We start from the raw sequence: 23,609 nt of genomic DNA on the forward strand, positions 1-23,609 counted from the left end.
GGAGGCGCGGTGCGGCCCCGACCCGCGCCTCCAGTCCCCCACGTGCGGACCGGAGGCGCGGTGCGGGCCCGACGCGCGCCTCCAGTCGGTCGACCGACGGCGGCTCAGGTGAGGGCGAGGAGGTTGTTGACCTGCTCGTTCACGCCGGTCAGCGTCGAGATCGGCTTGCCGTTCGCGTAGATGTCGTCGAACGCCGGTTGCACGAGGGCCTGCACGTCGGCCGGGTTCCGGGTCACGGGGAACAGGAACGTCGTGCCGTCCTCGACCTGCTCGGTGAAGGCCGTCACGTCGAGGCCCCGCTTCGCGTACGCCGCCACCGCTGCGTCGGTCCCCGATCGGCGTGCCGGGAAGACGATGCCCGCCCGGCCGACGATCTCCTGGGCGGCAGCGCTGCCGAGGAACGCGACCCACTTCGCCGCTGCCTCCGGGTTCCGCGCCTGCTTCGTGATCGAGTCGCCGAGACCGTTGAACATCGACGCGCGGTGCCCGATCGGCCCGGTCGGCGTCGGCGCGATCCCGACGTCGATGCCCGGGAGGTTCGCGTACGTCCCGATCATCCACGAGCCGTTGAACGAGAGCGCCACCTTCTTCGAGCCGAGCTGGACGTCCGGTCCGGTCGTCGTGGAGAAGACCCCGTACTTCGGCATGTAGCCCTTCTCGGCGAGCCCGAAGTACCACGAGATCGTCTTCTGGAACCCGGCGTCGTCGTAGCGGAACCGGTTCCCCCAGGGGTTCTTGTTCGTGTAGAACCAGTCGATCGACCCGGTGAACGGCGACCACTGGGTCTGCCCGAACCCGTCGCCCCCGCTGCCGTTGGCGCTCATCCCGTAGACGGCGACGTCCGTCTTGTCGAAACCCGGCTCGTCACCGCGGCGCCCCTTGCCGTCGATCGTGAGGTGCGCGACGGCGCGCTCGAAGGTGCCGCCGTCATCGGGGTTCCAGGACAGAGCGGCCAGGTCGTCGGCGGTGTACCCGGCCTTCGCGATGACCTTCTGGTCGTAGAACATCGCGACCGTGTCCCAGTCCTTCGGCGAGCCGTACCGGTGGCCGTCCCGCCCCTTCCAGAGCTGGGCGAGCCCGGACTGGTAGTCGTCGTCACGGATCCCCGACGTCGCCTCGAGCTCGTCGAGCTTGTACAGCACGTCGAGGTCGGCGAACTGCGGGAACTTCGACAGGTGGTCCGTGAACACGTCCGGCGCGGTGCCGGCGATGAACCCGGCGGTGAGCTTCGTCCAGTAGTCGGCCCACCCGAGCTGGGTGATCCTGATCGTGATGCCGGGGTTCTCGCGCTCGAAGGCCTTGGCGACGGCCTGGTACGCCGGCAGCTGGTTCGAGTCCCAGAGCCAGTAGGACACCGTGCCGGTCGCACCGCTCCGCGGGTTCGGGGTGCCCGTGGTGGAGCAGGCGGCGAGCGCACCGAGCGCCAGGGCGGACGCTCCGCCGGCGAAGAGAGCACGGCGGGTGATGGAGTTCGTCATGTACGGATCCCTACTTGATGCCGGAGAAGCCGATGGAGTTGACGATCCGCTTGGCGAAGACGCCGAAGAGCACGATCATCGGGAGCGCCGCCACGAGCGTCGCGGCCATGAGCCCGGCCCAGTCGGTGCCGGACTGCGGCGACTGCGACTTGAAGACCCCGAGCGCCACCGTGAGCACGCGGGAGCTGTCGGTGTACGAGACCATCAGCGGCCAGAAGTAGTCGTTCCACGCCGTGATGTACGTCAGGACGGCGAGCGTCGCGATCGGGGCGGAGGCCATCGGGAGGATGAGCCGGAAGAAGACCCGGACCTTGCCGGCGCCGTCGATCAGTGCCGCCTCCTCGACCTCGCGGGAGATCCCGAGGAAGAACTGCCGGAGGAAGAACACCGCGAACGGCGTCATGAGCATCGACGGCAGGGCGATCCCGAACAGGGTGTCGACCAGGCCGAGCGACTTGATCAGCGTGAAGTTCGGCAGGAGCGTGAAGATCGTCGGCACCATCAGTCCGGCGAGGAAGACCGCGAAGACGCGGTCGCGCCCGGGCCACCGCAACCGCGCGAACGCGTAGGCCGCCCCGGCGGAGAAGAACACCTGGCCGACGGTGATCATCGTCGCGGTGAGCACCGAGTTCAGCAGGTACTGCCAGAAGTTGATGGCAGCGCCGGACCCGCCCTGGGCGAGCGCCTCCTTCGTGGACTGCAGGCCGAACACGCGCTCGAAGCCACCGAGGCTGAATCCCGTGGGGAGGAGCGAGGTGGGGTCGGCCGAGATCGCACCGTTCGAGGACAGGGCGGTACGGAGGATCCAGTAGAACGGGAACAGGGTCACGACGATGACGGCGATCATCGCGATCCAGGCGATGACCCGTCCGACGGAGGGCTTCCGACGAGGCGGTCGGGGGCCGCCGCGGGTGGTGATCGCGCGGGTGGTCTGCGGTTCGACCACCGGGGGCAGGGTGCTGGTCATCTTCGACTCGCTTCCGTGTGCTGTGGCCGTCAGTCCAGGTCGCTCTCGCCGGAACGCGAGAGTCGGTACTGGATGATCGTGATGATGCTGAGGACGATGAGGAGGGCCACCGAGACGGCGGACGCGTAGCCGAACTGGAACCGGCCGAACGCCAGGTTGTAGATGTAGTTCTGCACGACGTTCGTGGCGTTCGCGGGCCCGCCCTGGGTGGCGATGGCGACGGTGTCGAACACCTGGAACGACCCGATGATCGTGATGATGAGCACGAGCGAGAGGATCGGTCGGAGCAGCGGCACGGTGATGCGCCAGAACATCTTCCACTCGCTGGCGCCGTCGATGCGGCCGGCTTCGTACACCTGCTCCGGCAGCGCCTGCAGGCCCGCGAAGATGAGCAGGGCCGTGTAGCCGACGTTCCGCCAGACGTTGATGAACGCGATGGTCGGGATGCCCCAGAAGTCGCTCTGCAGGAACGGGATGCGGCCCACACCGATCGCCGACAGGATCTCGTTGCCGATGCCGAGCTGCGTGTCGAGGATCCACAGCCAGATGAGCGCCGCGACGACGTTCGACACGAGGTACGGCGCGAGGACGATGCCCCGGACGAAGGTCGACTTGGTGAGGCGGTGCATCATCACGGCGATGAACAGCGCGAGGATCGTCTGGAACCCGATGTTCAGCAGGACGTACTCGACCGTCACCGCCATCGAGTGCCAGAAGATCGAGTCCTGCACCAGGCGCTCGTAGTTCTGCAGGCCGGTGAACACCGGGGGTGTGAGCAGGTTGAACGACGTGAAGCTGAGGTAGATGCCCCGGACGGTGGGCCACGCGAGGAACACGGCGAAGCCGACCGATGCCGGGGCGATGAAGATCAGCGCCAGCCAGAGGTCGTTCCTGGGCCGGCGTCGCGGGGAGGTGGTGCCGGCACGGGCGAGGTCGGTCGCCCGACTCCTCCGTCTCGTGCTGGCCGTCGTCAAGGGTGACGACACAGGGCTCTCGGTGGCCATCGCGACTCCTTCGTCTGCGGTGGACTGACGTGCAGCAGTCCGTGAGCCGGGAATCTACACGTGGGGACAGCGGGTGGCAAGAGGCTTTTTCTTCGTTTGAATCGGGGGTTGTCACGTGTAGACATCGGTGTCAGGATGTCCCTCGATCGCATCGGAGCGACCTGCCCGGCGACGCATCCCCCACCTGGAAAGGTCACTGATGATCTCTGTCGGAATGGTCGGCGCGGGCCAGTTCGCCCCCCAGTTCGCCAAGCTGTTCAAGCTGCACCCGGACGTCGACCGCGTCTTCGTCACCGACCTCGTCGACGACCGAGCATCCGAGCTCGTCGAGTCGCAGCACCTCGACGGCACGTTCCCGGACTTCGACGCCGTGCTCGCCTCGGACGTCGACGCCGTCGCGATCTTCACGCAGCGCTGGACGCACGGGCCGCTCGTGGTCAAGGCCCTCCGCGCCGGCAAGCACGTGTACTCGGCTGTACCGATGGCGATCTCGGTCGAGGAGATCCAGGCCATCATCGAGGCCGTCCGCGAGACCGGACTCACCTACATGATGGGCGAGACGAGCTACTACAACCCCGCGACGGTGTTCGCCCGCTCGAAGGTCGCCGAGGGTGCCTTCGGCCGTGTCTTCTACGCCGAGGGCGACTACGTGCACGACATGGACCTCGGCTTCTACGCCGCGTACCAGTTCAGCGGCGGCGAGGACTGGAAGCGCACCGCCAGCTACCCGCCCATGCTCTACCCGACGCACTCGGTCGGCGGGGTCCTCGGTGCGATCCCGGGGCACGCGGTCAGCGTCAGCTGCATCGGCGTCAAGGACGACCGCGGCGACGGGGTCTTCGACAAGGACGTCAGCCAGTTCGACAACGACTTCTCGAACGCCACCGCCCTGTTCGAGCTCGACAACGGCGGGGTCATGCGGATCAACGAGATGCGCCGCGTCGGCTACCCGTCGCACATCCGCGAGTCCCGCTTCCGCTACTTCGGCACCGAGGCGAGCTTCGAGCAGCTCGCCAAGGTCAGCGTCTGGCAGGACAAGGAGGACTCGCACGACATCAGCGACCAGATCGACACCCAGGCCACGATGGAGCTCGACGACCCCCGCCTCGCCGGCGTCGACCCCTCGCTCCGTGACGCGTTCGTCTCCGGCTACGCGGCCGTGCACGACACGTCGCGCCTGCCGGCCGAGTACGCCGGCGTGCCGACCGGACACGAGGGCAGCCACCAGTTCCTCGCCGACGACTTCGTCCGCGCCGTCGTCGACCGGACCCTGCCGCCGGTGAACGCCTGGACCGCCGCCCGGTTCACGCTGCCCGGCATCATCGCCCACCAGTCCGCACTACAGGGCGGCGTCCGCCTCGAGGTGCCGGACTTCGGCGACGCCCCGGAGACGGTCGAGGCGGTGGGCTCGTCTAGTATCGCCAGCGACTAGCAAGTGGAGTTCGGGTGTCGGTCCGCACGGGCCGGCACCCGAACGCGACTTCCGACCCGACGAAGGTGGCACCCGTGACCGTCCCGACGACCCCGAGGGCGGTCACCCGCGCCGACGTCGCCCGGTACGCCGGCGTGAGCACCTCCGTCGTGAGCTACGTCGTGCACGACGGACCCCGTCCGGTCGCAGCGGCCACCGCGGCACGCGTCCGCGAGGCGATCCGCGTCCTCGGCTACCGCCCGAACGCGAGCGCCCAGGCCCTCCGCACCGGGTCCTCGAAGATGCTCGGACTCATCGTCCCCGAGCTCGACAACCCGTTCTGGTCCGAGCTCGGCGTCGCGGTCACGCACGCCGCCGCCGCGCGCGGGTACGACGTCCTGCTCGCCAACAGCGACGGCGACGCCGCGCAGGAACGGGAGCGCCTGCGCAGCCTCTCCGCCCGGCAGGTCGACGGCATCATCGTCACGAGCATCATGACGCGGCCCGACCTGTCCACCGTGACGGACCCCGGCATCCCGATGGTCCTGCTCAACACCTTCTTCGAGGTCCCCGACTACGCGAGCATCGGCGTCGATGCCCTCCGTGGCGCGTACGACGGCACGCAGCACCTCGTCGAGCACGGCTACCGCTCGATCGGCCTGGTCATGGGACACGCCGGCTCGATGGAGCTCCGCGAGCAGGGCTGGATGCGAGCACTCCGCGACGCCGGGCTGCCCGACGGCCCGATCGTCCGCTGCGAGTTCACCCGACGGGGCGGCTACGAGGCCGGTCTCCGCATGTTCGGCGAGGGCTCCGGCCCCCGAGCGGTCTTCGTCAGCTCCGACATGCAGGCGGTCGGGCTCCTGCGCGCCCTCTTCGAGCTCGGACTGTCCGCGCCCGACGACGTCGCGATCGTCTCCTTCGACGGCGCGGTCGAGGCCGACTACACGAACCCGCAGCTCACCACGGTCCGGCAGCCGATCGAGACGATGGCGACCGCCGCCGTCGACCGGGTGCTCGGCCTCGACGCGGACAACCAGTGGCACCGGGACCTCGTCCCCGCCGAGTTGGTGCTCGGCGCCAGTTGCGGGTGCGGCGTGCGTCGCTGACGCACCCGCCTGCGGTCCAGGAGGCGCGGTGCGGGGCCGACCCGCGCCTCCCGTCCGACGCTGGTCACGCCAGTCCGCCTGCTCGCACCATCAGCCCTCCATGACCGCGTCGAGCGCGTCGAGCGCGACGCGGCGGTGCCCGCTGCGCGTCACGGCGACCGCTTCGACCGGCTCGCCGGTGGCCGCCTCGACGAAGCGGAGGTCGGACGTGCGCTCGGACGGCCGGTGCCGGTCCGCCCACCCGCCGAGAGCGAGCAGCACGAGCGAGAGGTCGCGGCCGGCCTCGGTGAGGACGTACTCGTCACGGACCCGTCCACCGTCCGGCTTGTAGGCGTGGCGTTCGAGCACGCCGCCCTCGACGAGGGAGCCGAGGCGCGCCGTGAGGACCTCCCGCGGGACCCCGAGGCTCTGCTGGAACTGGCTGAAGCGGGTCGACCCCGCGAGGGCGTCGCGGACGATCATGAGCGTCCACTTCTCGCCGAGGACGTCGAGGGACCGCGCGATGGGGCAGCGCTCGTCGCCGCCGAGGATGCCGAGCATGTGTTCATCCTACCTGGGTTCGGAATCCAGACACACCGTGCTAGGTTCACTTTCCGTACCCACCCTTCTTCGACAGGAGCCCATCATGACCACCCTCACCGACGCGACCGTCCTCGTCACCGGAGCGAACGGCGGCCTCGGCGCCGCGTTCGTCCAGCAGGCCCTCGACCGCGGTGCCGCCAAGGTCTACGCCACGGCCAGGACCCCGCGCACCTGGGACGACGAGCGCATCGTGCCGCTCGCCCTCGACGTCACCGACCAGGCGAGCGTCAACGCCGCCGCCCGCGCAGCAGCCGATGCCACGATCGTCGTGAACAACGCCGGCATCGGTGGCTCCGCGCCGCTCCTCGAGACCTCGGTCGACGAGGTCGAGCGCGTCTTCGCCACGAACGTCTTCGGTGCGCTCCGGGTCGCCAAGGCCTTCGCGCCGTCGCTGGCCGGGGGCGCGCTCGTCGACGTGCACTCGGTGCTCAGCTGGATCGCGCTGGCCGGGGGCTACTCCGCCTCGAAGGCCGCGTTCTGGTCGATCACGAACTCCCTGCGCCTCGAGCTCGCACCCCAGGGGACCCAGGTCCTCGGAGCGCACCTCGGTTACACGGACACCGGCATGACGGCCGACCTCGACGTCGAGAAGGCCGACCCGGCGGACATCGTGGCGGCGATCTACGACGCCCTCGAGGCCGGCGAGCACGAGGTCCTGGCCGACCAGGTCAGCCGCGACGTCCGCGCCGGACTGAGCGCCCCGCTCACCGCGCTCTACCCGGCGCTGGCGTCGGCCTGACGCCTTCGCTGTCGATGGGCTCGGCGGTGCTCGCGACCCGGGCCGCCGTTCCGTGCGACGGCGAGGCGTCGGGACACGCGGCGGCGAGGCGTCGGGACACGCCGCGGCGCGCTGAAGCGTCGGAACGCGGCGGCACGGCCGGTTCCGCGGGCCGCGTGACCGTTCCGGTTCGCGAATCCCGTGATCCGCGAACCGGAACGGTCACGACGGCGGGACGACACGCGCACGACCGCCGCGAGTCGGCCGATCCCTGCCGGTCGGGTCACACCCGCGCGTCCGGGGTCAGCCGTGGGCGCCTCGGCCGGCGATGCCCGCGGTGGCATCGGCGATCGACGCACGCTCGGAGGCGGTGAGGCCTGCCGCGCGCAGCACCCGGTCGAGCACCGCGGTCTTGCGCACGAGGTAGTCGTCGATGTCCAGCGCCTCGGCGGCAGCCCGACGCTTCACGGCGGCGTACTCCTCGCGGAGTGCGTCGTCCGCGCGCAGGACATCGCGCACGCCGAGGTGGTTGCGGAGCGCGAGCGATCCTTCGACCACGACGTAGGTGTTGCTCGGGGCGAAGCGCTCGGGCGTGCGGAACGCCTGCCGCCCCGGGATGCCGAGGTCGCCGCGCGGCACGAAGCCGATCGCAGCGAGGGCCTCGACGGCCGCGGGCACGTCCGCCGCCCCGACGACCACGTCGACGTCGATGACGGGCTTCGCCGCGAGGCCGGGCACCGCCGTGCTCCCGACGTGCTCGATGCGGTGCGGGACGCCGGCGGCGAGGAGCGCCGCGCCGTACGTCGTCCGCAGCGCCTCGAAGCGCCGCGGCCACTCCGCCCGGTACTCGACGACCTCGACCACACCGCCCCCTGGATCTCCTCGCGCACGGTGCACGGTACGCGTCCCGGTGTCCCGACGGTCGGCGGCCCGTGCGATCATCGATCAGTGCAACTCCCTCCCCCGATCGCGGTCGTCATCGCCGCCATGAGCGAAGAGGTGTCCGCGTTCGCCGGGCTCCTCGGTGGCGTCCCGATCCTCGACGGTCCGGTCGGCGGGCACGACGAACACCACCTGCTCGACGTCGGTGGCGCCACGGTAGCCGTGCGCCGCAGCGGCATCGGGTTCACGAACGCCACGGCAGCGGTCGCCCACGCCTTCCACGACTTCGGCTCCGGCATCCCGGTGATCAGCGTCGGGACGGCCGGTGGGCTGATGCACGGCGTCGAGATCGGCGACGTCGTCGTCGGGGACCGCTACGTCAACCTCAACGCCGACGCGACGGCGTTCGGGTACGCGCTCGGCCAGGTCCCGGGCATGCCCACCGGGTACGAGCCCGACGACCGGCTCGTCGAGCTGGCACTCGCCTCGGACGCCGGGTACCGCCTCCGCTCGGCCACGATCGGCTCGAGCGAGATCTTCGTCACCGAGGGTCGAGCGCGTCTGCTCCGGACGGCGTTCCCCACGGTTGCGGCGGTCGACATGGAGTCGGCGGCGATCGCGCAGTTCGCGCACGTCCACGCCATGCCGTTCGTGTCCGTGCGGTGCATCAGCGACCTGTGCGCGCCGGACGGCGACGAGTTCAAGGAGCACCTCGACGATGCGGCCGCCCGTGCCGCCCGGGTGGTGCACGACGTGGTGACGGGGCTCGTCAGCTGAACCGGGGGCTCACCGGTCGGTCGGAGCGAGGAGCTGGAACATGACGTGGTCGCGCCACGCCCCGGCGATCTTGAGGTACTCGGGTGCCAGGCCGTAGCGCGTGAACCCCGCTGCCTGCAGTGCACGCTGCGAGCCCACGTTCTCGGGCAGGGTCTCCGCCTGGACACGGTGGAGCCGCAGCACCTCGAACGCGTGCGCCGCAGCCGCCCGGACCGCCCGGGAGGCATGTCCCTGCCGGGTCCGGTCGGCGCGGATCCAGTACCCCATCGCACACGACTGCAGGGCACCGCGGGTGATGCCGCTCAGCGTGATCCGGCCGAGCAGCTCACCGTCGACCGACTCGATCACGAACGGGACGGACGTGCCGGCACGCTCGGCCGCGAGGGCCTGGACGATGACGTCGTGCTGCCCCGCCTCGGTGAAGTAGGCGGGCGAACGGGTCGGTTCCCACGGCCGCAGGTGGTCAGCGCTCGCACTGACGACGGCCGCGAGCGTCGCGGCGTCGTCGACGCGGATCAGACGCAGGCGTGTGTCCATGGCGGAGGGTGTGGGATTCGAACCCACGAGACATCTCTGCCCACCTGTTTTCAAGACAGGCTCCATCGGCCGCTCGGACAACCCTCCAGCGACGCGACCACGTGGCGAGACGTGATCGCGTCCCGGGAAGTCTACCGGGCTAGCGCGGCAGGGAGTCGAGCGCAGCCGCCAGGCCGTCGTCGGTCACGCCGCCCGTGAGCTCGTTGCCCGCGTCCACGACGTCCTCGGGTGCCTGCCCCATGACGACGCCGCGCCCCGAGGTCGAGGCCCACCGGAGCATGTCGATGTCGTTCCGACCGTCCCCCGCGGCGAACACGCGGGAGCGCGGGATGTCGAGCCACTCACGGACCCGCTCCATCGCGGTGGCCTTCGTCACGCCCTCGGGTGCGATGTCGAGCCACGACGTCCACCCCACCGAGTACGAGACCTTGTGCAACCCCATCCGCTCGACGATCTGCAGGAAGTCCTCGGTGTCGTGGCCGGGCGAGATGACGACGACACGGGTCGCCTCGACGCCGAGCAGCCGTTCGAACGGGACGTGCTCGCCGGCGACGGTCATCGTGTCGTCGGGGAAGTTGCCGGAGAGCAGGAAGTGCCCGGTCTGGTCCTCGACGCCGAACGCGGCGTTCTCGAGGGCGCCGTGGATCGTCCGGAGGACCTCGCTCGGGTCGAACTGCTCGACGTGCACCCGCTCGTAGGAACCGTCGGACCGGCGTCCCAGGGTCAGCGCGCCGTTCGCGCAGACGAGGTACTTCGGCTGGATGCCGAGCGTGTCGAGCAGCGGGACGGTCATGCCCTCGCTGCGACCGGTGCTGAGCATGACCTCGTGTCCGGCTGCCTCGGCATCGCGGAGCGCGGCGATCACGGTGTCGGTGACGACACCGTCCTCGCGCATGGTGGTGCCGTCGATGTCGAGCGCCACCAACCAGCGCTTCGTCCGGGCCGGCGCACCCGCACCGGCCGAACCGTCGACGAACCGACCCTGCGTGCTCATCGGGGTTCGATCACCTCGACGCCGCCCAGGTAGGGACGGAGGACCTCGGGCACGACGACCGAGCCGTCGGCCTGCTGGTGCGTCTCGAGGATCGCGACGATCCACCGGGTGGTCGCGAGGGTGCCGTTCAGGGTCGCGACCGGCGCGGTCTTCCCGCTCTCGGTGCGGTACCGGATGTCGAGGCGACGGGCCTGGAACGTCGTGCAGTTCGACGTCGACGTGAGCTCGCGGAAGGTACCCTGCGTCGGGACCCACGCCTCGATGTCGTACTTGCGCGCCGCACTCGTGCCGAGGTCGCCACCCGCCACGTCGATCACGCGGTAGTGCAGCCCGAGGTCCTGCAGCATCTGCTCCTGGTACCCGACGAGCTTGGCGTGCTCGGCCTCGGCCTGGTCCGGGTGGACGTAGGCGAACATCTCGAGCTTGTTGAACTGGTGCACGCGCAGGATGCCGCGGTTGTCCTTGCCCGCCGACCCCGCCTCGCGCCGGTAGCAGGTCGACCAGCCGGCGTACCGCAGGCCGTCGCCACCGTCGAAGGAGAGGATCTCGTCGGCGTGGAACCCGGCGAGGGCGACCTCGCTCGTGCCGGTCAGGTAGAGGTCGTCCGCCTCGAGCCGGTAGACCTCGGCCGCGTGCTCGCCGAGGAAGCCCGTGCCGGCCATGGTCTCGGGGCGCACGAGCGTCGGGGTGATGAGCGGCTCGAAGCCGGCGGCGATCGCACGGTCGAGGCCGAGCGACATCAGGGCGATCTCGAGCCGTGCACCGAGGCCGCGCAGGAAGTAGAACCGCGAGCCGGAGACCTTCACGCCGCGCGGGATGTCGATGATGCCGAGGTGCTCGCCGAGGTCGGCGTGGTCCTTGGGCTCGAAGTCGAACTCCGGCTTCGTGCCGACGGTGCGGAGCGTGACGAAGTCGTCCTCGCCGCCCTTCGGCACGTCGGGCAGCACGACGTTCGGGATGCTCCGGACGACCGCGTTGAAGGACTCCTCGGCCGCGGTGACGGTCGCCTGCGCTTCCTTCACCTTCGCGGCGAGCGCCTGGGCCTGCTGCACGAGCGCGGCCTTCTCGTCCTTCGGGGCCTTCGCGACGGTCTTGCCGAAGGCGTTCTGCTCGGCCCGGAGGGACTCGAACGAGGTGATCGCGCTCCGCCGTGCCGCGTCCGCGGCGACGGCCTCGTCGACGACGGCGACGGAGGCGCCGCGCGCCTCCTGCGAGGCCTTGATGACGTCCGGGTTGTCACGCAGCAGCTGGGGATCGATCACCGCACCATCCTAAAGGGGCGCAGTTGCGGACGGACTGGAGGCGCGGTGCGGGCCCGACCCGCGCCTCCAGGCTTCGATCGGTACCGTTGGTGCATGTCGACCCCTTCGGAGACCGCGCCCGCGGACCAGGACGCCCTCCAGACCGAACAGCGGACGGCCGCGGTGGTCTACAACCCGGTCAAGGTCCACCTGCCGACCCTCAAGCGCACCGTCGAGAAGCACCAGCAGGAGGCCGGCTGGGCCGAGACCCTCTGGTTCGAGACGACGGAGGAGGACCCGGGCGGCGGCATGGCCCGCGCCGCGCTCGAAGCCGGTGCCGACGTCGTCGCCGCCGCGGGCGGGGACGGGACCGTCCGCGCCGTGGCCGAGGTGGTGCACGGGTCCGACGCCTCGCTGGCGCTGCTGCCGAGCGGCACGGGAAACCTGCTCGCGCGGAACATGAAGTTGCCGCTGGACGACCTCGGCGGGATGGCCAAGGCGATCTTCACCGGGCACGACCGTTCGATCGACTTCGGACTGCTCGGCGTCGAGCGTCCCGACGGCTCCCGCGACCGGTTCGGCTTCGTCGTGATGGCCGGCCTCGGGCTCGACGCCCGCATGCTCGCGAACACGCGCCCCGAGCTGAAGAAGCGCGTCGGGTGGCTCGCCTACCTCGACTCGCTGTTCCGCTCCGTCCGGGACACCGACGGCTTCGAGTTCAAGTACCGGCTCGACGAGTCGGCACGCAACGGCTCGGTCCGGGCGCACTCGGTCATCGTCGGCAACTGCGGCATGCTCCAGGCCAACGCGATGCTCCTGCCCGATGCCGAGATCGACGACGGGGTGTTCGACATCGTCGTGATGCGGCCTCGCGGGTTCTTCGGCTGGGTGCGCATCGCGGCCCGGGTGTTCTGGGAGAACGGGATCCTGCGGTGGTTCCGCCGGTCGGCCCTGTCCGACACCGTGATCGGCCGCCGGATCACCACGGCCGCGAAGCAGGAGCGCCCGCTGCGGTACCTGCGCGGCGAGGAGTTCACGCTGCGCCTGGCGAAGCCGGACGAGTTCGAGATCGACGGCGACCCGGTGGGCGAGATCGTGGCGTTCCGCGCGAAGATCGACCCGGGCTCGCTGGACGTGCGGATCCCCGCGGTCGAGCCGGCGACGGGCCGCGGCCGCCGGCGGTAGCGCGGGCCGCGCGCGCGCCGCGGCGCGGTGCGCGCTCCGCACAACGAAAGTCCCTCGGAACCACGCGACGACGCGGTTCCGAGGGACTTCGGTTGTGCGGGAGCAGATCGCGCCGGTGCACGAGGGGGCAGCGCGCAGCGCGCAGCGGTCAGCGCGCCTCGGGCTCGCCCGACACGATCGCGCGCAGCCAGTCGCGCGCCTCGACGAACGCGACGTCCGAGTAGCGCGCGGGCACCTCGGGCCGGACCCCGTCGGCCCGCGGGTACGACCCGAGGAACGTCACCCGCGGGCTGAACCGCCGCAGGCCGAGCAGCGCGTCCGCCACGCGCTCGTCCCGCACGTGCCCGTCGAGGTCGATGACGAACCGGTACCGCCCGAGCTCGTCGCCGATCGGCCGCGAGGACAGCAACCCCATGTTGATGCCCCGCGTCGCGAACTGCTCGAGCATGTCGACCAGGGCGCCGGGGTGGTCGGCGGGGAGCTCGACGATGACGCTGGTCTTGTCGGCCCCGGTCGGCTCGGGCAGCGCCAGGGTCTTCGACACGAGCACGAACCGGGTGACCGCCGAGGCGTTGTCCCCGATGGACGAGGCCAGGACCTCGAGCGCGTAGTGGTCGGTGATCCCCGGGGGTGCGACGGCGGCGTCGGCGGTGGGGTGCTCGTCGAGCAGGGCTGCCGCGGCGGCCACGTTCGAGGACGCCGGGATGTGCCCGTGGCCGCGGACGTTCGCCTCGAGCCAGTTGTGGGTCTGGGCGTAGGCCACGGGGTGGGCGTTCACGGTGCGGACGTCGGCGAGCGCGGTGCCGGGGCGGGCGACGAGCACGAAGTCGACGGGGACGAGGTACTCCCCCACGATGCGCACACCGGGGATCCGGGCGAGGGCGTCCTGCGTCGCGCTGACCCCGCCGTCGACGCTGTTCTCGATGGCGATGACGGCACCGATCGACCGGCCGCTGACGACGTCGTCGAGGGCCTCGCCGACGTTGTTCACGCTCCGCCAGGGCTTGCCGGCCGCCGCGTCCACGAGCTTGAGCGCAGCCTCGGTGAAGGTCCCTGCGGGTCCGAGGTAGGAGTACGTGTCGGACGGCGCGGCGGACTCGGTCATGCGGCGAGCCTATTGCAACGCCCACGGCCCGCAGGCGTGCGTGACGGTGGCGTCAGTCGGTGGCCGTGCCGGTCAGCCGGGCCTCGCAGATGGCGGGCTCGTCGTCGTCGCGCGGGTAGGTCAGGGCGGCGAACCGTCCCTCGGGGTCGAGCCGGCTGAGGAGCGCCGCGGCGATGCCGTCGAGCTGCCCGACCTGCTCGTCGCTCAGCGCGTCGATCACCACGCGACGGGCGGTCCGGACGTGGTCGGGCGCCGCGTCGACGATGGTCGCGTAGCCGGCGTCGGTCAGCCGGACGTCGGTCGCGCGCCGGTCGTCGGTCGAGGGACAGCGCGCCACGAGGCCGCGCTTCTCGAGCCGGGACACCACGTGGGACAGCCGCGGCAGCGAGGCGTTCGTCGCCGAGGCGAGCGCCGACATCCGGAGCGTCCGGGAGTCGGTCTCGGAGAGCATCGCGATGACCATGTAGTCGAAGTGCGTCAGGTCGGCGTCGCGCTGGAGCTGCTGGTCGAGCGCGGCCGGCAGGAGCTCCATGACCGCGACGAGCTTCATCCACGCGCGCAGCTGGTCGCGGGTGAGCCACGGGGTGTCGTCGGTCATGCGTCGAGTCTACCGAAAGGTTGTCGGTTCAACCAGTACTCGCGCGAACGCGTGCCGGACGACGTGCGGCGACCACGAGCACCGCCACGACGACGAGCAGCAGGACCCCCTCGACGAGGAGCAGCCGCGCGCCGTAGTCGAACGGCAGCACCGTCGGGTTCTTCTGCCCGTGCGCCTTCGCCGCGATCTCCGGCAGGACCACGAGCGCGAGGACGCTCCCGAGCACGACGACCGCCTGCACGACGACGAGCGCCCAGGCCCGCAGCGTCCGCCCGGTCCGGCGGAGCAGGAGCCCCACTCCGACGACGAACGGCGACAGGATCGCGTCGTGCAGGATCACGGCCCCGAGGAGCCAGGTCGCCAGCCCCCAGATCCGGTTCGGTCGGACCGTCGTCACGAGGACGTACGCCCCGAACGCGATGACGAGCACCCCGACCACGACGAGCACGATGCGTGCGGCCCTCATGCGATCACCTCGATCTTCTCGATCCACTTGGTCTGCAGCACACCGGGTCGTCCGGGAGCGATGATCCGCGCCGGGAACCCGTGGTCGAGGTCGAGTGTCGCGCCGTTCAGCTCGAGCGCGACGAGCGTCGTCGGGTCCTCGGCGTACTCGGGGCCCATGTCCATGATGCGGTAGCCGCCGTGCCGCTCGAGGCTCGTCACCCGCACGTGCGACCCCGGCGCCGCCTGCACGGCGCCGAGCAGGTCGCGCATCCGCACGCCCTTCCAGGTCGCCATCTGGCTCCAGCCCTCGACGCAGGAGATCGGGAGCTCGGCCTCGGCGGTGCCGAGCGCCACGAGCTCGGCACGCGAGAAGGTGCGGACCACGTCGTGCCCGACGACGGTCAGGGACCAGTCGGCGGCGGTGGCGGTGGCGAGCACACCGGCGGCACGAGCCGTGCGGTTGACCGGCAGGTCGTTCGGCCCGCGGTGCCGCTGTCGGGCGCCGAACACGTTGAACGGCTCGGCGAGCGTGCTCGACTGTCCGGCGGTCAACGCCACGACACCGACCGTCGCGGCGGTCACACCGGCGAAGAACCCGCGTCGGGCGATCCGCTCACGTCGGCCGTCGGTCGCCTCCGGCGTGGCCCTGGAGGCGCGGCTCGCCTCCGCCGCACCGTCCTGCGGCACGCCGAGACTCGGCTCTGCGGACGCCGCTCGGGTCGTGGACGCCGAGTCCGGTCCGCCGGGACGAGTCTCGGCAGCGTCCGCCGGGACGGCCGGGACGGCCGGGACGGCCGGGACGCCATCGACCCAGCGGAGCACGCGGCCGGTGATGCCGCGGGGGTAGGACGCGACCGCCTGCGGTGCCGGAGCCGACGTGGCGGGGTCGACCCGTGCCTCCTGGGACGGCGAGAGCAACTCGCTCCCCGCGGCCGGGTCGACCACGAACCGGCCGTGCTCGTCGTACGAGTCCCGCTTCCGCCAGTACCGGCTGATCAGCCGGAGCTTCACGCCGATGTGCAGCACGAGCGACCCGATGAGCACGTACGCGAGCGCGTTGTGGACCTGCTTGAACGGGAACGGCCACGGGTACCACTGGTACGTGTTGAGCAGGCCCGTCGTCACCTGCACGATCGCCGACGCCACGAACACCGCGATGGACAGCCGCTCGAGCAGGTGCAGCGGCCCACGCACCGGCGGGGTCTGCACGAGTGCCGGCATGACCGTGTTGAGCTTCGCGAGCAGCAGCGGGATGATCGCGATCCCCGCGGTGATGTGCACGCCCTGCGTGAACTGGTAGAGCTGCGCGGGACGGGTCGGGAACCGCATCCACGGCAGCGGCTGCTGCAGGAAGTAGCTGTAGACGCCGGTCGCGAAGCAGACCAGGAACGCCACCCCGAGCAACCGCCCCAGGACGACCGCCGTCCGCGCGTTCCGGTTCGGCGACGCCATCGCGGATCGTGCATCCAGGAGCAGCCCGCGGACCATGGATAGCCTCGTCGCACCATGAGTGAACGACTTCGCCCCGGCCGACTCCTGCCGACCGTGCTGGCCGTGGTCGGCGTGCTCGCTCTGTCGGGCGTCATCGCCTTCGGCGTCACGCATCTGGGGTTCCTCCGGTCCGGTCATCGTTCCCCATTCGTTGCGTGGACCCTGATCGCTTGGACGGTGTTCGCGCTCGCGGTGCTCGCGCTGCGGTTCGTCCCGGCGAAGTGGATGACGTGGCTCGTGGTCGGCGGTGGCCTGGTGGTCGGGCTCGCCGCCATCGCCGGGCCGCCGAACACCAGCACCGACTCTGCTCGCTACGCCTGGGACGGCATCGTGCAGCACGCCGGGATCTCGCCGTACGCGCACACGCCGCAGTCGACCGCGTTGTCCGGTCTGCGCCCCGACTGGCTCTTCCCCGACAAGGTCGACGGCACGTGCAAGCCGCTCGAACCCCGGTTCCGCGGGCTCGGCGACGGCGCGGACGGGCACTGTGTCGCGATCAACCGCCCGGACGTCGTGACGATCTACCCGCCGATGGCCCAGCTCTGGTTCGCGGCGGTGCGGGCGTTCGTGCCGGCCACCGCGCAGTACATGCCGTTCCAGGTCGCGGGGCTGCTCCTGTCGCTCGGCGTCACCGTGGGCCTGGTCGTCGTGCTCCGCAAGCTCGGACGACCGACGTGGTGGGCCGCACTGTGGGCGTGGTCCCCGCTCGTCGCGTCCGAGGCCGTCACCAACTCGCACGTCGACGCCCTCGGCGCGGCTCTGGCCACCGCCGGCGCCGTGCTCGTCGCATTCGGTCGGCCGATCTGGGGCGGGATCGCCCTCGGCGCCGCGACCGCGACGAAGCTCATCCCCGCGATCGTGTACCCGCCACTGCTCGGTCGGTGGCGGAACTGGTGGGCGATCCCGGTCGGCATCGCGGTGTTCGGGCTGCTCTACGTGCCGTACGTGCTGACGACGGGCCTCGACGTCCTCGGCTACCTGCCCGGGTACCTGTCGGAAGAGGGCTACGAGGACGGCTCCCGGTTCGCCCTGGTCTCACTCGTCTTCCACGGCGACGCGGCGACGCTCGTGGTCGGACTGCTCGTCCTGCTGGCGGCGTTCGTGGCGTGGCGGCTGTCCGACCCCGCGCGGCCGTGGTCCGGCGAGGTCCTCCTCATCGGCGTGACGTTCCTCGCGGTGAGCCCGCGCTACCCCTGGTACGCGCTGCTCCTCATCCCCTTCGTGGTGCTCTCCGGGCGCTGGGAGTGGCTGTCGATCGGGCTCGCCATCGCCCTGCGCGGCGTCTGGCCGTCGGCGGACGCGTACCGCTGGTGGCTCGCCGCCGCGGTCGTCGTGGTCATCGTGGTCACGCTGGTGCGCACCCGGCGGTCCGACTGGGAGCGCTGGGGGCGCCGGCTCGCCTTCCGGGAACGAGCGCTCGCGATGTCATCAGGTGGAGGACCCGCCGACCCCGTACGCTGACGCACATGGCACCCGCGACCATGCTCGGCTCCACCGGCGGCCTGCTCGACCGGTTCGGGCGGCGCGCGGTCGACCTGCGCGTATCGCTCACCGAGCGCTGCAACCTGCGCTGCACCTACTGCATGCCGGCGGCCGGGCTGCCGTTCGCCCCCGACGACGCACTCATGACCGCGGCCGAGATCGAGCGGCTCGTCCGGCTCGCGACCGACCGCTTCGGCGTGCGCAAGGTCCGCTTCACCGGCGGTGAGCCGATGCTCCGCCACGACCTCGTCGACGTGATCGCCCGGTGCGCCGCGCTCCCCGACGCCCCGGAGCTGTCGCTCACCACGAACGCGATCGGGCTCGCCCACCGCGCAGCCGCCCTGTACGACGCCGGCCTCCGACGCGTGAACGTGTCACTCGACACCGTCGACCCGGACGTCTTCACCACCGTCACCCGCCGCCCGTTCCTCGACAAGGTCATCGCCGGGCTCGAGGCCGCCCGGGCAGCGGAGCTCGCGATCAAGGTCAACGCGGTGCTGCTGCGGGGCGTGAACGACCACCTGGCGCCGGACCTCATGCGGTGGTGCCTCGACCGCGGCTACGAGCTCCGGTTCATCGAGCAGATGCCGCTCGACCCCGACCACGCCTGGGACCGCACGTCGATGGTGACCGCGGCCGAGACCCGGGCGATGCTGTCCGAGTCCTTCGCCCTGGTGCCGGACGAGGCGCCCCGTGACGGCGCCCCGGCCGAGCGCTTCCGGGTGCTCGCACGGACGGCCGACGGCGGCGTCGGTGCGGAGCTCGGCACGATCGGCATCATCGCGAGCATCACCGAGTCGTTCTGCGCCGACTGCACCCGCACCCGTCTGACGGCCGACGGCAACGTCCGCAGCTGCCTCTTCTCGGACGACGAGACCGACGTGCTCGGCCCGATGCGCCAGGGTGCCTCCGACGACGAGGTCGCCGAGCTCTGGCGCCTGGCGATGTGGGCGAAGCCCCGCGACCACGGCGACGACAGCGACGACCTGGTGCACCCCACCCGGGGCATGAGCGCGATCGGCGGATGACGGTGACGACGATCCGGTTCTTCGCCGCGGCACGGGCAGCGGTGGGCGTGGACGACGTCGCCGTGCAGGCAGCGACGCTCGACGAGGCCCTGCGGTCGGTGACGGCGGACGACCCCGATCGGTGGCGGGCGCTGCAGGAGCGCTGCTCGTACCTCGTCGACGGGGTGACGACGCGCGACCGGGCGACCGGGCTCGACGGCGTGGCGGTCGTCGACGTCATGCCGCCCTTCGCCGGCGGCTGAGCCCGGCAGCCGACTCCGGCGGCTGAGCCCGGCAGCCGACTCCGGCGACTGAGTCCGGCAGCCGAGTCCGGCACCTGTGCCCCGCGGCCGTGTCCGGCTCAGTCCGGCGTGGGTCCGTCCGGCCGGTAGACCGTCAGTTCGTCCGCCGGGACCGCGATCCGCACGGCATCCCCCGGCGCGAGCCCCAGCGCCGCAGCCACCGCGACCGTGACGTCCGCCACGAGGTCGCCGGCCCGCACCCGGACGAGCCCGTCCCGCGGTTCGAGTCCGGTCACCCGGCGCTCCGGCCCGGCACCGTCGCGCGTCACGACGGCGGCCGTCGGGTGGTAGACGGCGAGGGCGGACGAGCCAGGAGGCGCGGTGCCGGTCGACGACGCGAGCGCACCCCCGTCGTCGAGGGCGATCCCACCCCGGGTGGCGGTGCCGCGCAGGAGCGTCAGGCCCGAGAAGGACGCCGCGAACGCGCTGGTCGGACGCCCGAGGACGACGGCGGTCGGCCCCTGCTCGGCGACCCGGCCACCCTCGAGCACGACGATGCGGTCCGCGAGGGTGACGGCCTCGAGCGGGTCGTGCGTGACGAGGACCGTCGGTCGACCGGTCCGGGCGGTCCCGAGGGCGGAGCGGACCTCGGCCCGGGCGTCGACGTCGAGCGCCGAGGTGGGCTCGTCGAGCAGCAGGAGCGCCGGCTCGGTGGCGAGGGCCCGGGCGATCGCCACGCGCTGGGCCTGCCCTCCCGAGAGCGTCCCCGGTGCGCGGTCCGCCAGACCGGCCACGCCGACGGCGGCGAGGGCCGCGTCGCAGCGGAGCCGCGCCTCCTGGCCCCCGGAACCGGCCGCACGCGGTCCGTAGCCGACGTTGCGGGCGACCGACAGGTGGGGGAAGAGGTCCGCGCGCTGCGCGACGAGCCCGACCCCGCGGCGGTGCGCTCGGACGCCCGTGAGGTCGCGGTCGCCGAGCAGGACCGATCCGGACCGGATGCGCAGCAGTCCCGCGAGGGCCTCGACGACCGTGGACTTGCCCGCGCCGTTCGGCCCGACCAGCGCGACGCACTCGTCCGGTGCGACGTCGAGGTGGACGTCGACGCCACGGTCGGGGACGACGACGCGGGCGCGGAGGCCGCTGTGCGCCGGACGCTCGCGGCTCATGCGAGTGCCGTCCGGGTGCGGAGCGCGGAGGCGCCGATGACCACCAGCGCGACGACGACCAGCACGAGCGCCAGCGCGACCGCGGTGTCCGGGTCGATCTCGCGCTGCAGGTAGATCTCGAGGGGCAGCGTCCGGGTGACCCCCTGCAGGCTGCCGGCGAACGTGAGGGTCGCGCCGAACTCCCCGAGGGCACGGGCGAAGCAGAGGACGAGGCCGGCCAGGATGCCCGGGAGCACCCGCGGTGTCGTCACCGTCAGGAACGTCCGGGTCGGGGACGCGCCGAGCGTCGCGGCGACCCGCTCGAACCGGTCACCGCCGACGCGCAGCGCACCCTCGATCGAGGACACCAGGAACGGCATCGCGACGAAGGTCTGCGCGATCACGACCGCGGCCGTGGTGAAGGCGATCCGGAGACCGTGGTCGTCGAGCCACGCCCCGACGACGCCGAGCCGACCGAACGCCGCGAGCAGGGCCAGTCCCCCGACGACCGGCGGCAGCACGAGCGGCAGCAGGACCAGGGCGCGTGCGGCCCCGATCCACCGCGACGTGGACCGGGCGAACAGGACGGCGAGCGGGTAGCCGAGCACGAAGGCGATGCCCGTCGCGGCGGCAGCGGTCCCGAGGCTCAGTCCGAGGGCGGTGAGCGACGCGGGCGACGTGACGAGTGCGCCGAACGACCCCCAGTCGACGCGGCCGACCATCGCCAGGACCGGGACCACCACGAACAGGCCGCCGAGGACCGCCGGGACCGGCAGCCACCACGGCACCGGGGTGCGGACGGACGGGCTCGCCCGGGGTGTTCGGTCAGAGTGGTCGGGCACGGCTCAGGGGGCTCCGAAGCCGGCGTCGGCGAGCACCTTCTGGCCGGCGTCGGAACGCACGTACGCCGTGAACGCCGCCGCGAGGTCGGGGTTCGACGCGTCCTTCAGGACACCGATCGGGTAGGTGTTCACGGCCTTCGACGCCGCGTCGAACCGGACGCCGTCGACCTTGCCGCCGGTGCCCTCGACGTCGGTCACGTAGACGAGTCCCGCGTCCGCCTGGCCGGACTCGACCTTGCCGAGGACGTCGGTCACCGACTGCTCCTCGCTGACCGGCTGCAGGTCGACACCGGTGGCCTGCTCGACCTTCGCGGTCGCGGCACCGCACGGCACCGGGGTGGCGCAGGTGACGAGCTGCACGTCCGAGGCGGTCAGGTCGTCGAGGTCCTTGATCCCCTTCGGGTTGCCGGGAGCCACGGCGATCTCGAGGACGTTCGTCGCGAAGTCCCGCGGCGAACCGGCGGCGATGTCGGTCTTCACGAGCTTGTCCATGTTCGCCTCGTCGGCGGACGCGAAGACGTCGGCGGGGGCGCCGTTCTGGATCTGCGTGACGAGGTCGCTCGAGCCGGCGAACGAGAAGGTGATCGTGGTCCCCGGGTGGGCGGCCTCGTACTGCTCACCGAGGGTCGTGAACGTCTTCTGGAGCGACGCCGCGGCGAAGACGGTGATCTTCCCGGTCGGGGCCCCGGCCGTGCTGCTCGCGCTGCTGCTCGGGGCGGTCGTGTCCGTCGTGCCGGCCGTGCCAGCCGTGTCGGCCGTGTCGGCCGTGCTGCAGCCGGCGAGGCCGACGGCGACGAGGGCGGTCGCGGCGATCAAGAAGGCGGCGTTCCGCACGTGCGTCGTCATCGCTCGATCGTATCCGCATCTGCGGTCGCCGTGGGCCGGATCGTCGGCAGGCCCTCCCGGTCCCAGGCCTGGATCCCACCGTCGAGGACCGTCGCGTCACGACCTGCGGCACGGGCTGCGCGTGCCCAGGCGGTCGCGCGGACGCCGCTGGCGCACACCACGACGACGGGTCGGTCGTCGTCTGCGGCGAGGTCGTCCGGCGGGAGGCTGCCGGCGACGATCCCGGTGGCGCGTTCCGCCGGGGTGCGGACGTCGACGAGGACGGGTCCGCCGCTGCCGCCGGCGGTCCGGTCGAGTCGGGCGGCGAGTGCCGCCGGGGCGATCCGGGGCGGGGCCTCGTCCACCGCGGGGGCCGGACGCCGGGAGCCCGGGCCGCGTCGCAGCGTGCTCTCTGTCCAGCGCCACCGTCGCGCGTCGACCGTGAGCAACCGGCCGGTCAACGGCTCCCCGATGCCGGCGACGAGCGCGGTCACCTGGGCCGCCATCACCGAGCCGACGGCGCCGCACAGCGCGGGCAGCACGCCGTCGAGCGCGCAGGACCCCTCGTCCGGCAGGGCGTCCGGGTGCAGGTCGTGGAAGTCGATCGGCTCCGGCCCGGCGTCGTGGAACACGGACACCTGCCCGTCGGTGCCGAGGACCGTGCCCCACACGAACGGCACCCCGGCCGTGGAGCAGGCGTCCGAGATCGCCCGGGTGACCTCGACGCTGTCCGCGGCGTCGACGACCACGTCGTGGCCCGCGACGTGGTCGGCGTGGAAGGGCTCGGCGAGTGCGACGACCTCGAGCTCCGGGTCGACGCCACGCACCCGCTCGGCCGCGCACTCGGCCTTGGGTCGGCCGACGTCCGCCGCGGCGAAGAGCGTCTGCCGTGCCAGGTTGGACGTGTCGACGACGTCGTGGTCGACGATGGTGACGCGTCGGAGTCCCGACCCGGCCAGGTACGTGAGCACGGGCGCGCCGAGGCCACCGGCACCGACGACGAGGACGCTCGCCTCGGACAGCGCCCGGACGGCCCGGTCCCCCGCGCCCTGGAGCGCCGCGGTCCGGGACAGCAACCGACGGCGGTCGTCGCTCGTCTGCCGGTCGTCGGTCATGCGTCCGTCGGTTCCGCCGGCACCTCGACCGACACCATCGTCGCCTTGACCGATGCGACGGCGACCGTCCCGACCTCGAGCCCGAGGTCGCGGACGGCCTCGGCGCTCATGAGCGACACGACCCGGTGCGGGCCGCTCTGCAGCTCCACCTGCGCCATCACGCCGTCGACCACGAGGTCGGTGACGATCCCGACGAACCGGTTGCGCGCCGAGCTCTTCGTCCCCGACGGGTCGTCGAGCTGCCCGCCGGTGCCGCGGATGTGCGCCGCGAGTTCCCGCCCGTCCACGACGGTCCGTCCGGAGGGGTCCGTCCCCCGCGTGAAGGTCCCGGCGTCGACCATCCGCCGGACGGTGTCGTCGCTGACGCCGAGGTACCGCGCGGCGTCGCGGATGCGGAGCTTCGTCATGGTCCTCCGCACGATACC

The 23,609-nt window shown here is 71.9% G+C and carries 25 protein-coding genes and 1 tRNA gene; 8 read left to right on the forward strand and 18 right to left on the reverse strand.

Annotated features, from left to right (window positions below):
* Positions 1 to 104: 104 nt before the first annotated feature.
* From BIV03_RS13325 to BIV03_RS13335, 3 genes are read right to left on the reverse strand one after another with little or no spacing between them, the layout of a single operon-like run.
* Complete coding sequence (locus BIV03_RS13325; protein ID WP_071296045.1) at positions 105 to 1,478, reverse strand: sugar ABC transporter substrate-binding protein; 1,374 nt, start codon at positions 1,476 to 1,478, stop codon at positions 105 to 107.
* Between the two features lie 10 nt (positions 1,479 to 1,488).
* Positions 1,489 to 2,445 carry a carbohydrate ABC transporter permease gene (locus BIV03_RS13330; RefSeq protein WP_083295227.1) on the reverse strand — a complete coding sequence of 319 codons (957 nt, stop codon included), beginning with the start codon at positions 2,443 to 2,445 and terminating at the stop codon, positions 1,489 to 1,491.
* 29 nt (positions 2,446 to 2,474) lie between these two features.
* Entirely contained in the window at positions 2,475 to 3,449 is a 975-nt protein-coding gene (locus tag BIV03_RS13335) for a carbohydrate ABC transporter permease (RefSeq protein WP_083403428.1), read from the reverse strand.
* Between the two features lie 196 nt (positions 3,450 to 3,645).
* On the opposite strand from BIV03_RS13335, the gene BIV03_RS13340 reads away from it, so the two are divergent.
* On the forward strand, positions 3,646 to 4,881 hold the full coding sequence (locus tag BIV03_RS13340; RefSeq protein WP_139201987.1) for a Gfo/Idh/MocA family protein: 1,236 nt from the start codon (positions 3,646 to 3,648) through the stop codon (positions 4,879 to 4,881).
* A 74-nt stretch (positions 4,882 to 4,955) separates the two neighbouring features.
* A complete protein-coding gene (locus BIV03_RS13345) occupies positions 4,956 to 5,969 on the forward strand; it encodes a LacI family DNA-binding transcriptional regulator (RefSeq protein WP_254790894.1) in 1,014 nt (337 codons plus the stop codon).
* A 90-nt stretch (positions 5,970 to 6,059) separates the two neighbouring features.
* On the opposite strand, the gene BIV03_RS13350 is transcribed toward BIV03_RS13345, so the two are convergent.
* On the reverse strand, positions 6,060 to 6,509 hold the full coding sequence (locus tag BIV03_RS13350) for a helix-turn-helix domain-containing protein (protein WP_071296047.1): 450 nt from the start codon (positions 6,507 to 6,509) through the stop codon (positions 6,060 to 6,062).
* An 85-nt stretch (positions 6,510 to 6,594) separates the two neighbouring features.
* On the opposite strand from BIV03_RS13350, the gene BIV03_RS13355 reads away from it, so the two are divergent.
* A complete protein-coding gene (locus tag BIV03_RS13355; RefSeq protein WP_071296048.1) occupies positions 6,595 to 7,290 on the forward strand; it encodes an SDR family oxidoreductase in 696 nt (231 codons plus the stop codon).
* Between the two features lie 282 nt (positions 7,291 to 7,572).
* On the opposite strand, the gene BIV03_RS13360 is transcribed toward BIV03_RS13355, so the two are convergent.
* The gene (locus tag BIV03_RS13360) at positions 7,573 to 8,133 is read right to left on the reverse strand and encodes a GrpB family protein (RefSeq protein WP_071296049.1); all 561 of its coding nucleotides are present in this window, start codon (positions 8,131 to 8,133) and stop codon (positions 7,573 to 7,575) included.
* Positions 8,134 to 8,217: 84 nt separating this feature from the next.
* Here BIV03_RS13360 and mtnN point away from each other — a divergent pair, with 84 nt between their 5' ends.
* Positions 8,218 to 8,928, forward strand: coding sequence for a 5'-methylthioadenosine/S-adenosylhomocysteine nucleosidase (mtnN, locus tag BIV03_RS13365; protein ID WP_083403429.1), 711 nt, complete (start codon positions 8,218 to 8,220; stop codon positions 8,926 to 8,928).
* A gap of 9 nt (positions 8,929 to 8,937) precedes the next feature.
* Here mtnN and BIV03_RS13370 read toward each other — a convergent pair whose 3' ends face one another.
* The 4 genes from BIV03_RS13370 to serS form a co-directional block, all read right to left on the reverse strand.
* On the reverse strand, positions 8,938 to 9,465 hold the full coding sequence (locus BIV03_RS13370) for a GNAT family N-acetyltransferase (protein ID WP_071296050.1): 528 nt from the start codon (positions 9,463 to 9,465) through the stop codon (positions 8,938 to 8,940).
* Positions 9,465 to 9,552, reverse strand: a tRNA-Ser gene (locus BIV03_RS13375). The genes BIV03_RS13370 and BIV03_RS13375 overlap by 1 nt, the downstream gene beginning before the upstream one ends.
* Positions 9,553 to 9,604: 52 nt before the next feature.
* Positions 9,605 to 10,459, reverse strand: a complete 855-nt coding sequence (locus BIV03_RS13380; protein WP_175473690.1) for an HAD family hydrolase — start codon at positions 10,457 to 10,459, stop codon at positions 9,605 to 9,607.
* Positions 10,456 to 11,721, reverse strand: a complete 1,266-nt coding sequence (gene serS / locus BIV03_RS13385) for a serine--tRNA ligase (RefSeq protein ID WP_070418122.1) — start codon at positions 11,719 to 11,721, stop codon at positions 10,456 to 10,458. Before serS ends, BIV03_RS13380 begins: the two co-directional genes overlap by 4 nt.
* Before the next feature lie 93 nt (positions 11,722 to 11,814).
* Here serS and BIV03_RS13390 point away from each other — a divergent pair, with 93 nt between their 5' ends.
* On the forward strand, positions 11,815 to 12,885 hold the full coding sequence (locus BIV03_RS13390) for a diacylglycerol kinase family protein (protein WP_083403430.1): 1,071 nt from the start codon (positions 11,815 to 11,817) through the stop codon (positions 12,883 to 12,885).
* Positions 12,886 to 13,033: 148 nt separating this feature from the next.
* On the opposite strand, the gene pheA is transcribed toward BIV03_RS13390, so the two are convergent.
* From pheA to BIV03_RS13410, 4 genes are read right to left on the reverse strand one after another with little or no spacing between them, the layout of a single operon-like run.
* The gene (gene pheA, locus BIV03_RS13395; RefSeq protein WP_071296051.1) at positions 13,034 to 13,990 is read right to left on the reverse strand and encodes a prephenate dehydratase; all 957 of its coding nucleotides are present in this window, start codon (positions 13,988 to 13,990) and stop codon (positions 13,034 to 13,036) included.
* A 52-nt stretch (positions 13,991 to 14,042) separates the two neighbouring features.
* Positions 14,043 to 14,588 (reverse strand): MarR family winged helix-turn-helix transcriptional regulator, encoded by a 546-nt coding sequence (locus tag BIV03_RS13400; RefSeq protein ID WP_070418120.1) that lies wholly within the window; start codon positions 14,586 to 14,588, stop codon positions 14,043 to 14,045.
* Between the two features lie 28 nt (positions 14,589 to 14,616).
* Entirely contained in the window at positions 14,617 to 15,054 is a 438-nt protein-coding gene (locus BIV03_RS13405) for a hypothetical protein (protein WP_070418119.1), read from the reverse strand.
* A complete protein-coding gene (locus BIV03_RS13410; RefSeq protein ID WP_071296113.1) occupies positions 15,051 to 16,487 on the reverse strand; it encodes a molybdopterin-dependent oxidoreductase in 1,437 nt (478 codons plus the stop codon). The genes BIV03_RS13405 and BIV03_RS13410 overlap by 4 nt, the downstream gene beginning before the upstream one ends.
* 54 nt (positions 16,488 to 16,541) lie before the next feature.
* On the opposite strand from BIV03_RS13410, the gene BIV03_RS13415 reads away from it, so the two are divergent.
* The 3 genes from BIV03_RS13415 to BIV03_RS13425 are packed head-to-tail and all read left to right on the forward strand — an operon-like array spanning position 16,542 to position 19,278.
* Positions 16,542 to 17,987: a glycosyltransferase family 87 protein gene (locus BIV03_RS13415; RefSeq protein ID WP_083403432.1), complete on the forward strand. Its 1,446-nt coding sequence runs from the start codon at positions 16,542 to 16,544 to the stop codon at positions 17,985 to 17,987.
* Positions 17,988 to 17,992: 5 nt separating this feature from the next.
* The gene (moaA, locus tag BIV03_RS13420) at positions 17,993 to 19,036 is read left to right on the forward strand and encodes a GTP 3',8-cyclase MoaA (protein ID WP_071296053.1); all 1,044 of its coding nucleotides are present in this window, start codon (positions 17,993 to 17,995) and stop codon (positions 19,034 to 19,036) included.
* On the forward strand, positions 19,033 to 19,278 hold the full coding sequence (locus BIV03_RS13425; protein WP_070418116.1) for a MoaD/ThiS family protein: 246 nt from the start codon (positions 19,033 to 19,035) through the stop codon (positions 19,276 to 19,278). The genes moaA and BIV03_RS13425 overlap by 4 nt, the downstream gene beginning before the upstream one ends.
* 98 nt (positions 19,279 to 19,376) lie before the next feature.
* On the opposite strand, the gene BIV03_RS13430 is transcribed toward BIV03_RS13425, so the two are convergent.
* From BIV03_RS13430 to BIV03_RS13450, 5 genes are read right to left on the reverse strand one after another with little or no spacing between them, the layout of a single operon-like run.
* The gene (locus tag BIV03_RS13430) at positions 19,377 to 20,423 is read right to left on the reverse strand and encodes an ABC transporter ATP-binding protein (RefSeq protein ID WP_071296054.1); all 1,047 of its coding nucleotides are present in this window, start codon (positions 20,421 to 20,423) and stop codon (positions 19,377 to 19,379) included.
* The gene (locus BIV03_RS13435; RefSeq protein ID WP_071296055.1) at positions 20,420 to 21,244 is read right to left on the reverse strand and encodes an ABC transporter permease; all 825 of its coding nucleotides are present in this window, start codon (positions 21,242 to 21,244) and stop codon (positions 20,420 to 20,422) included. Before BIV03_RS13435 ends, BIV03_RS13430 begins: the two co-directional genes overlap by 4 nt.
* A 3-nt stretch (positions 21,245 to 21,247) precedes the next feature.
* Positions 21,248 to 22,090, reverse strand: a complete 843-nt coding sequence (modA, locus tag BIV03_RS13440; RefSeq protein WP_071296056.1) for a molybdate ABC transporter substrate-binding protein — start codon at positions 22,088 to 22,090, stop codon at positions 21,248 to 21,250.
* On the reverse strand, positions 22,087 to 23,184 hold the full coding sequence (locus BIV03_RS13445) for a ThiF family adenylyltransferase (protein WP_071296057.1): 1,098 nt from the start codon (positions 23,182 to 23,184) through the stop codon (positions 22,087 to 22,089). Before BIV03_RS13445 ends, modA begins: the two co-directional genes overlap by 4 nt.
* Positions 23,181 to 23,591 (reverse strand): molybdopterin-binding protein, encoded by a 411-nt coding sequence (locus tag BIV03_RS13450; protein WP_071296058.1) that lies wholly within the window; start codon positions 23,589 to 23,591, stop codon positions 23,181 to 23,183. The genes BIV03_RS13445 and BIV03_RS13450 overlap by 4 nt, the downstream gene beginning before the upstream one ends.
* Positions 23,592 to 23,609: the final 18 nt, after the last annotated feature.

Origin of the sequence: Curtobacterium sp. MCBA15_016, assembly GCF_001865105.1 — a bacterium.
In the GTDB taxonomy this organism is placed as follows: Bacteria; Actinomycetota; Actinomycetes; order Actinomycetales; family Microbacteriaceae; genus Curtobacterium.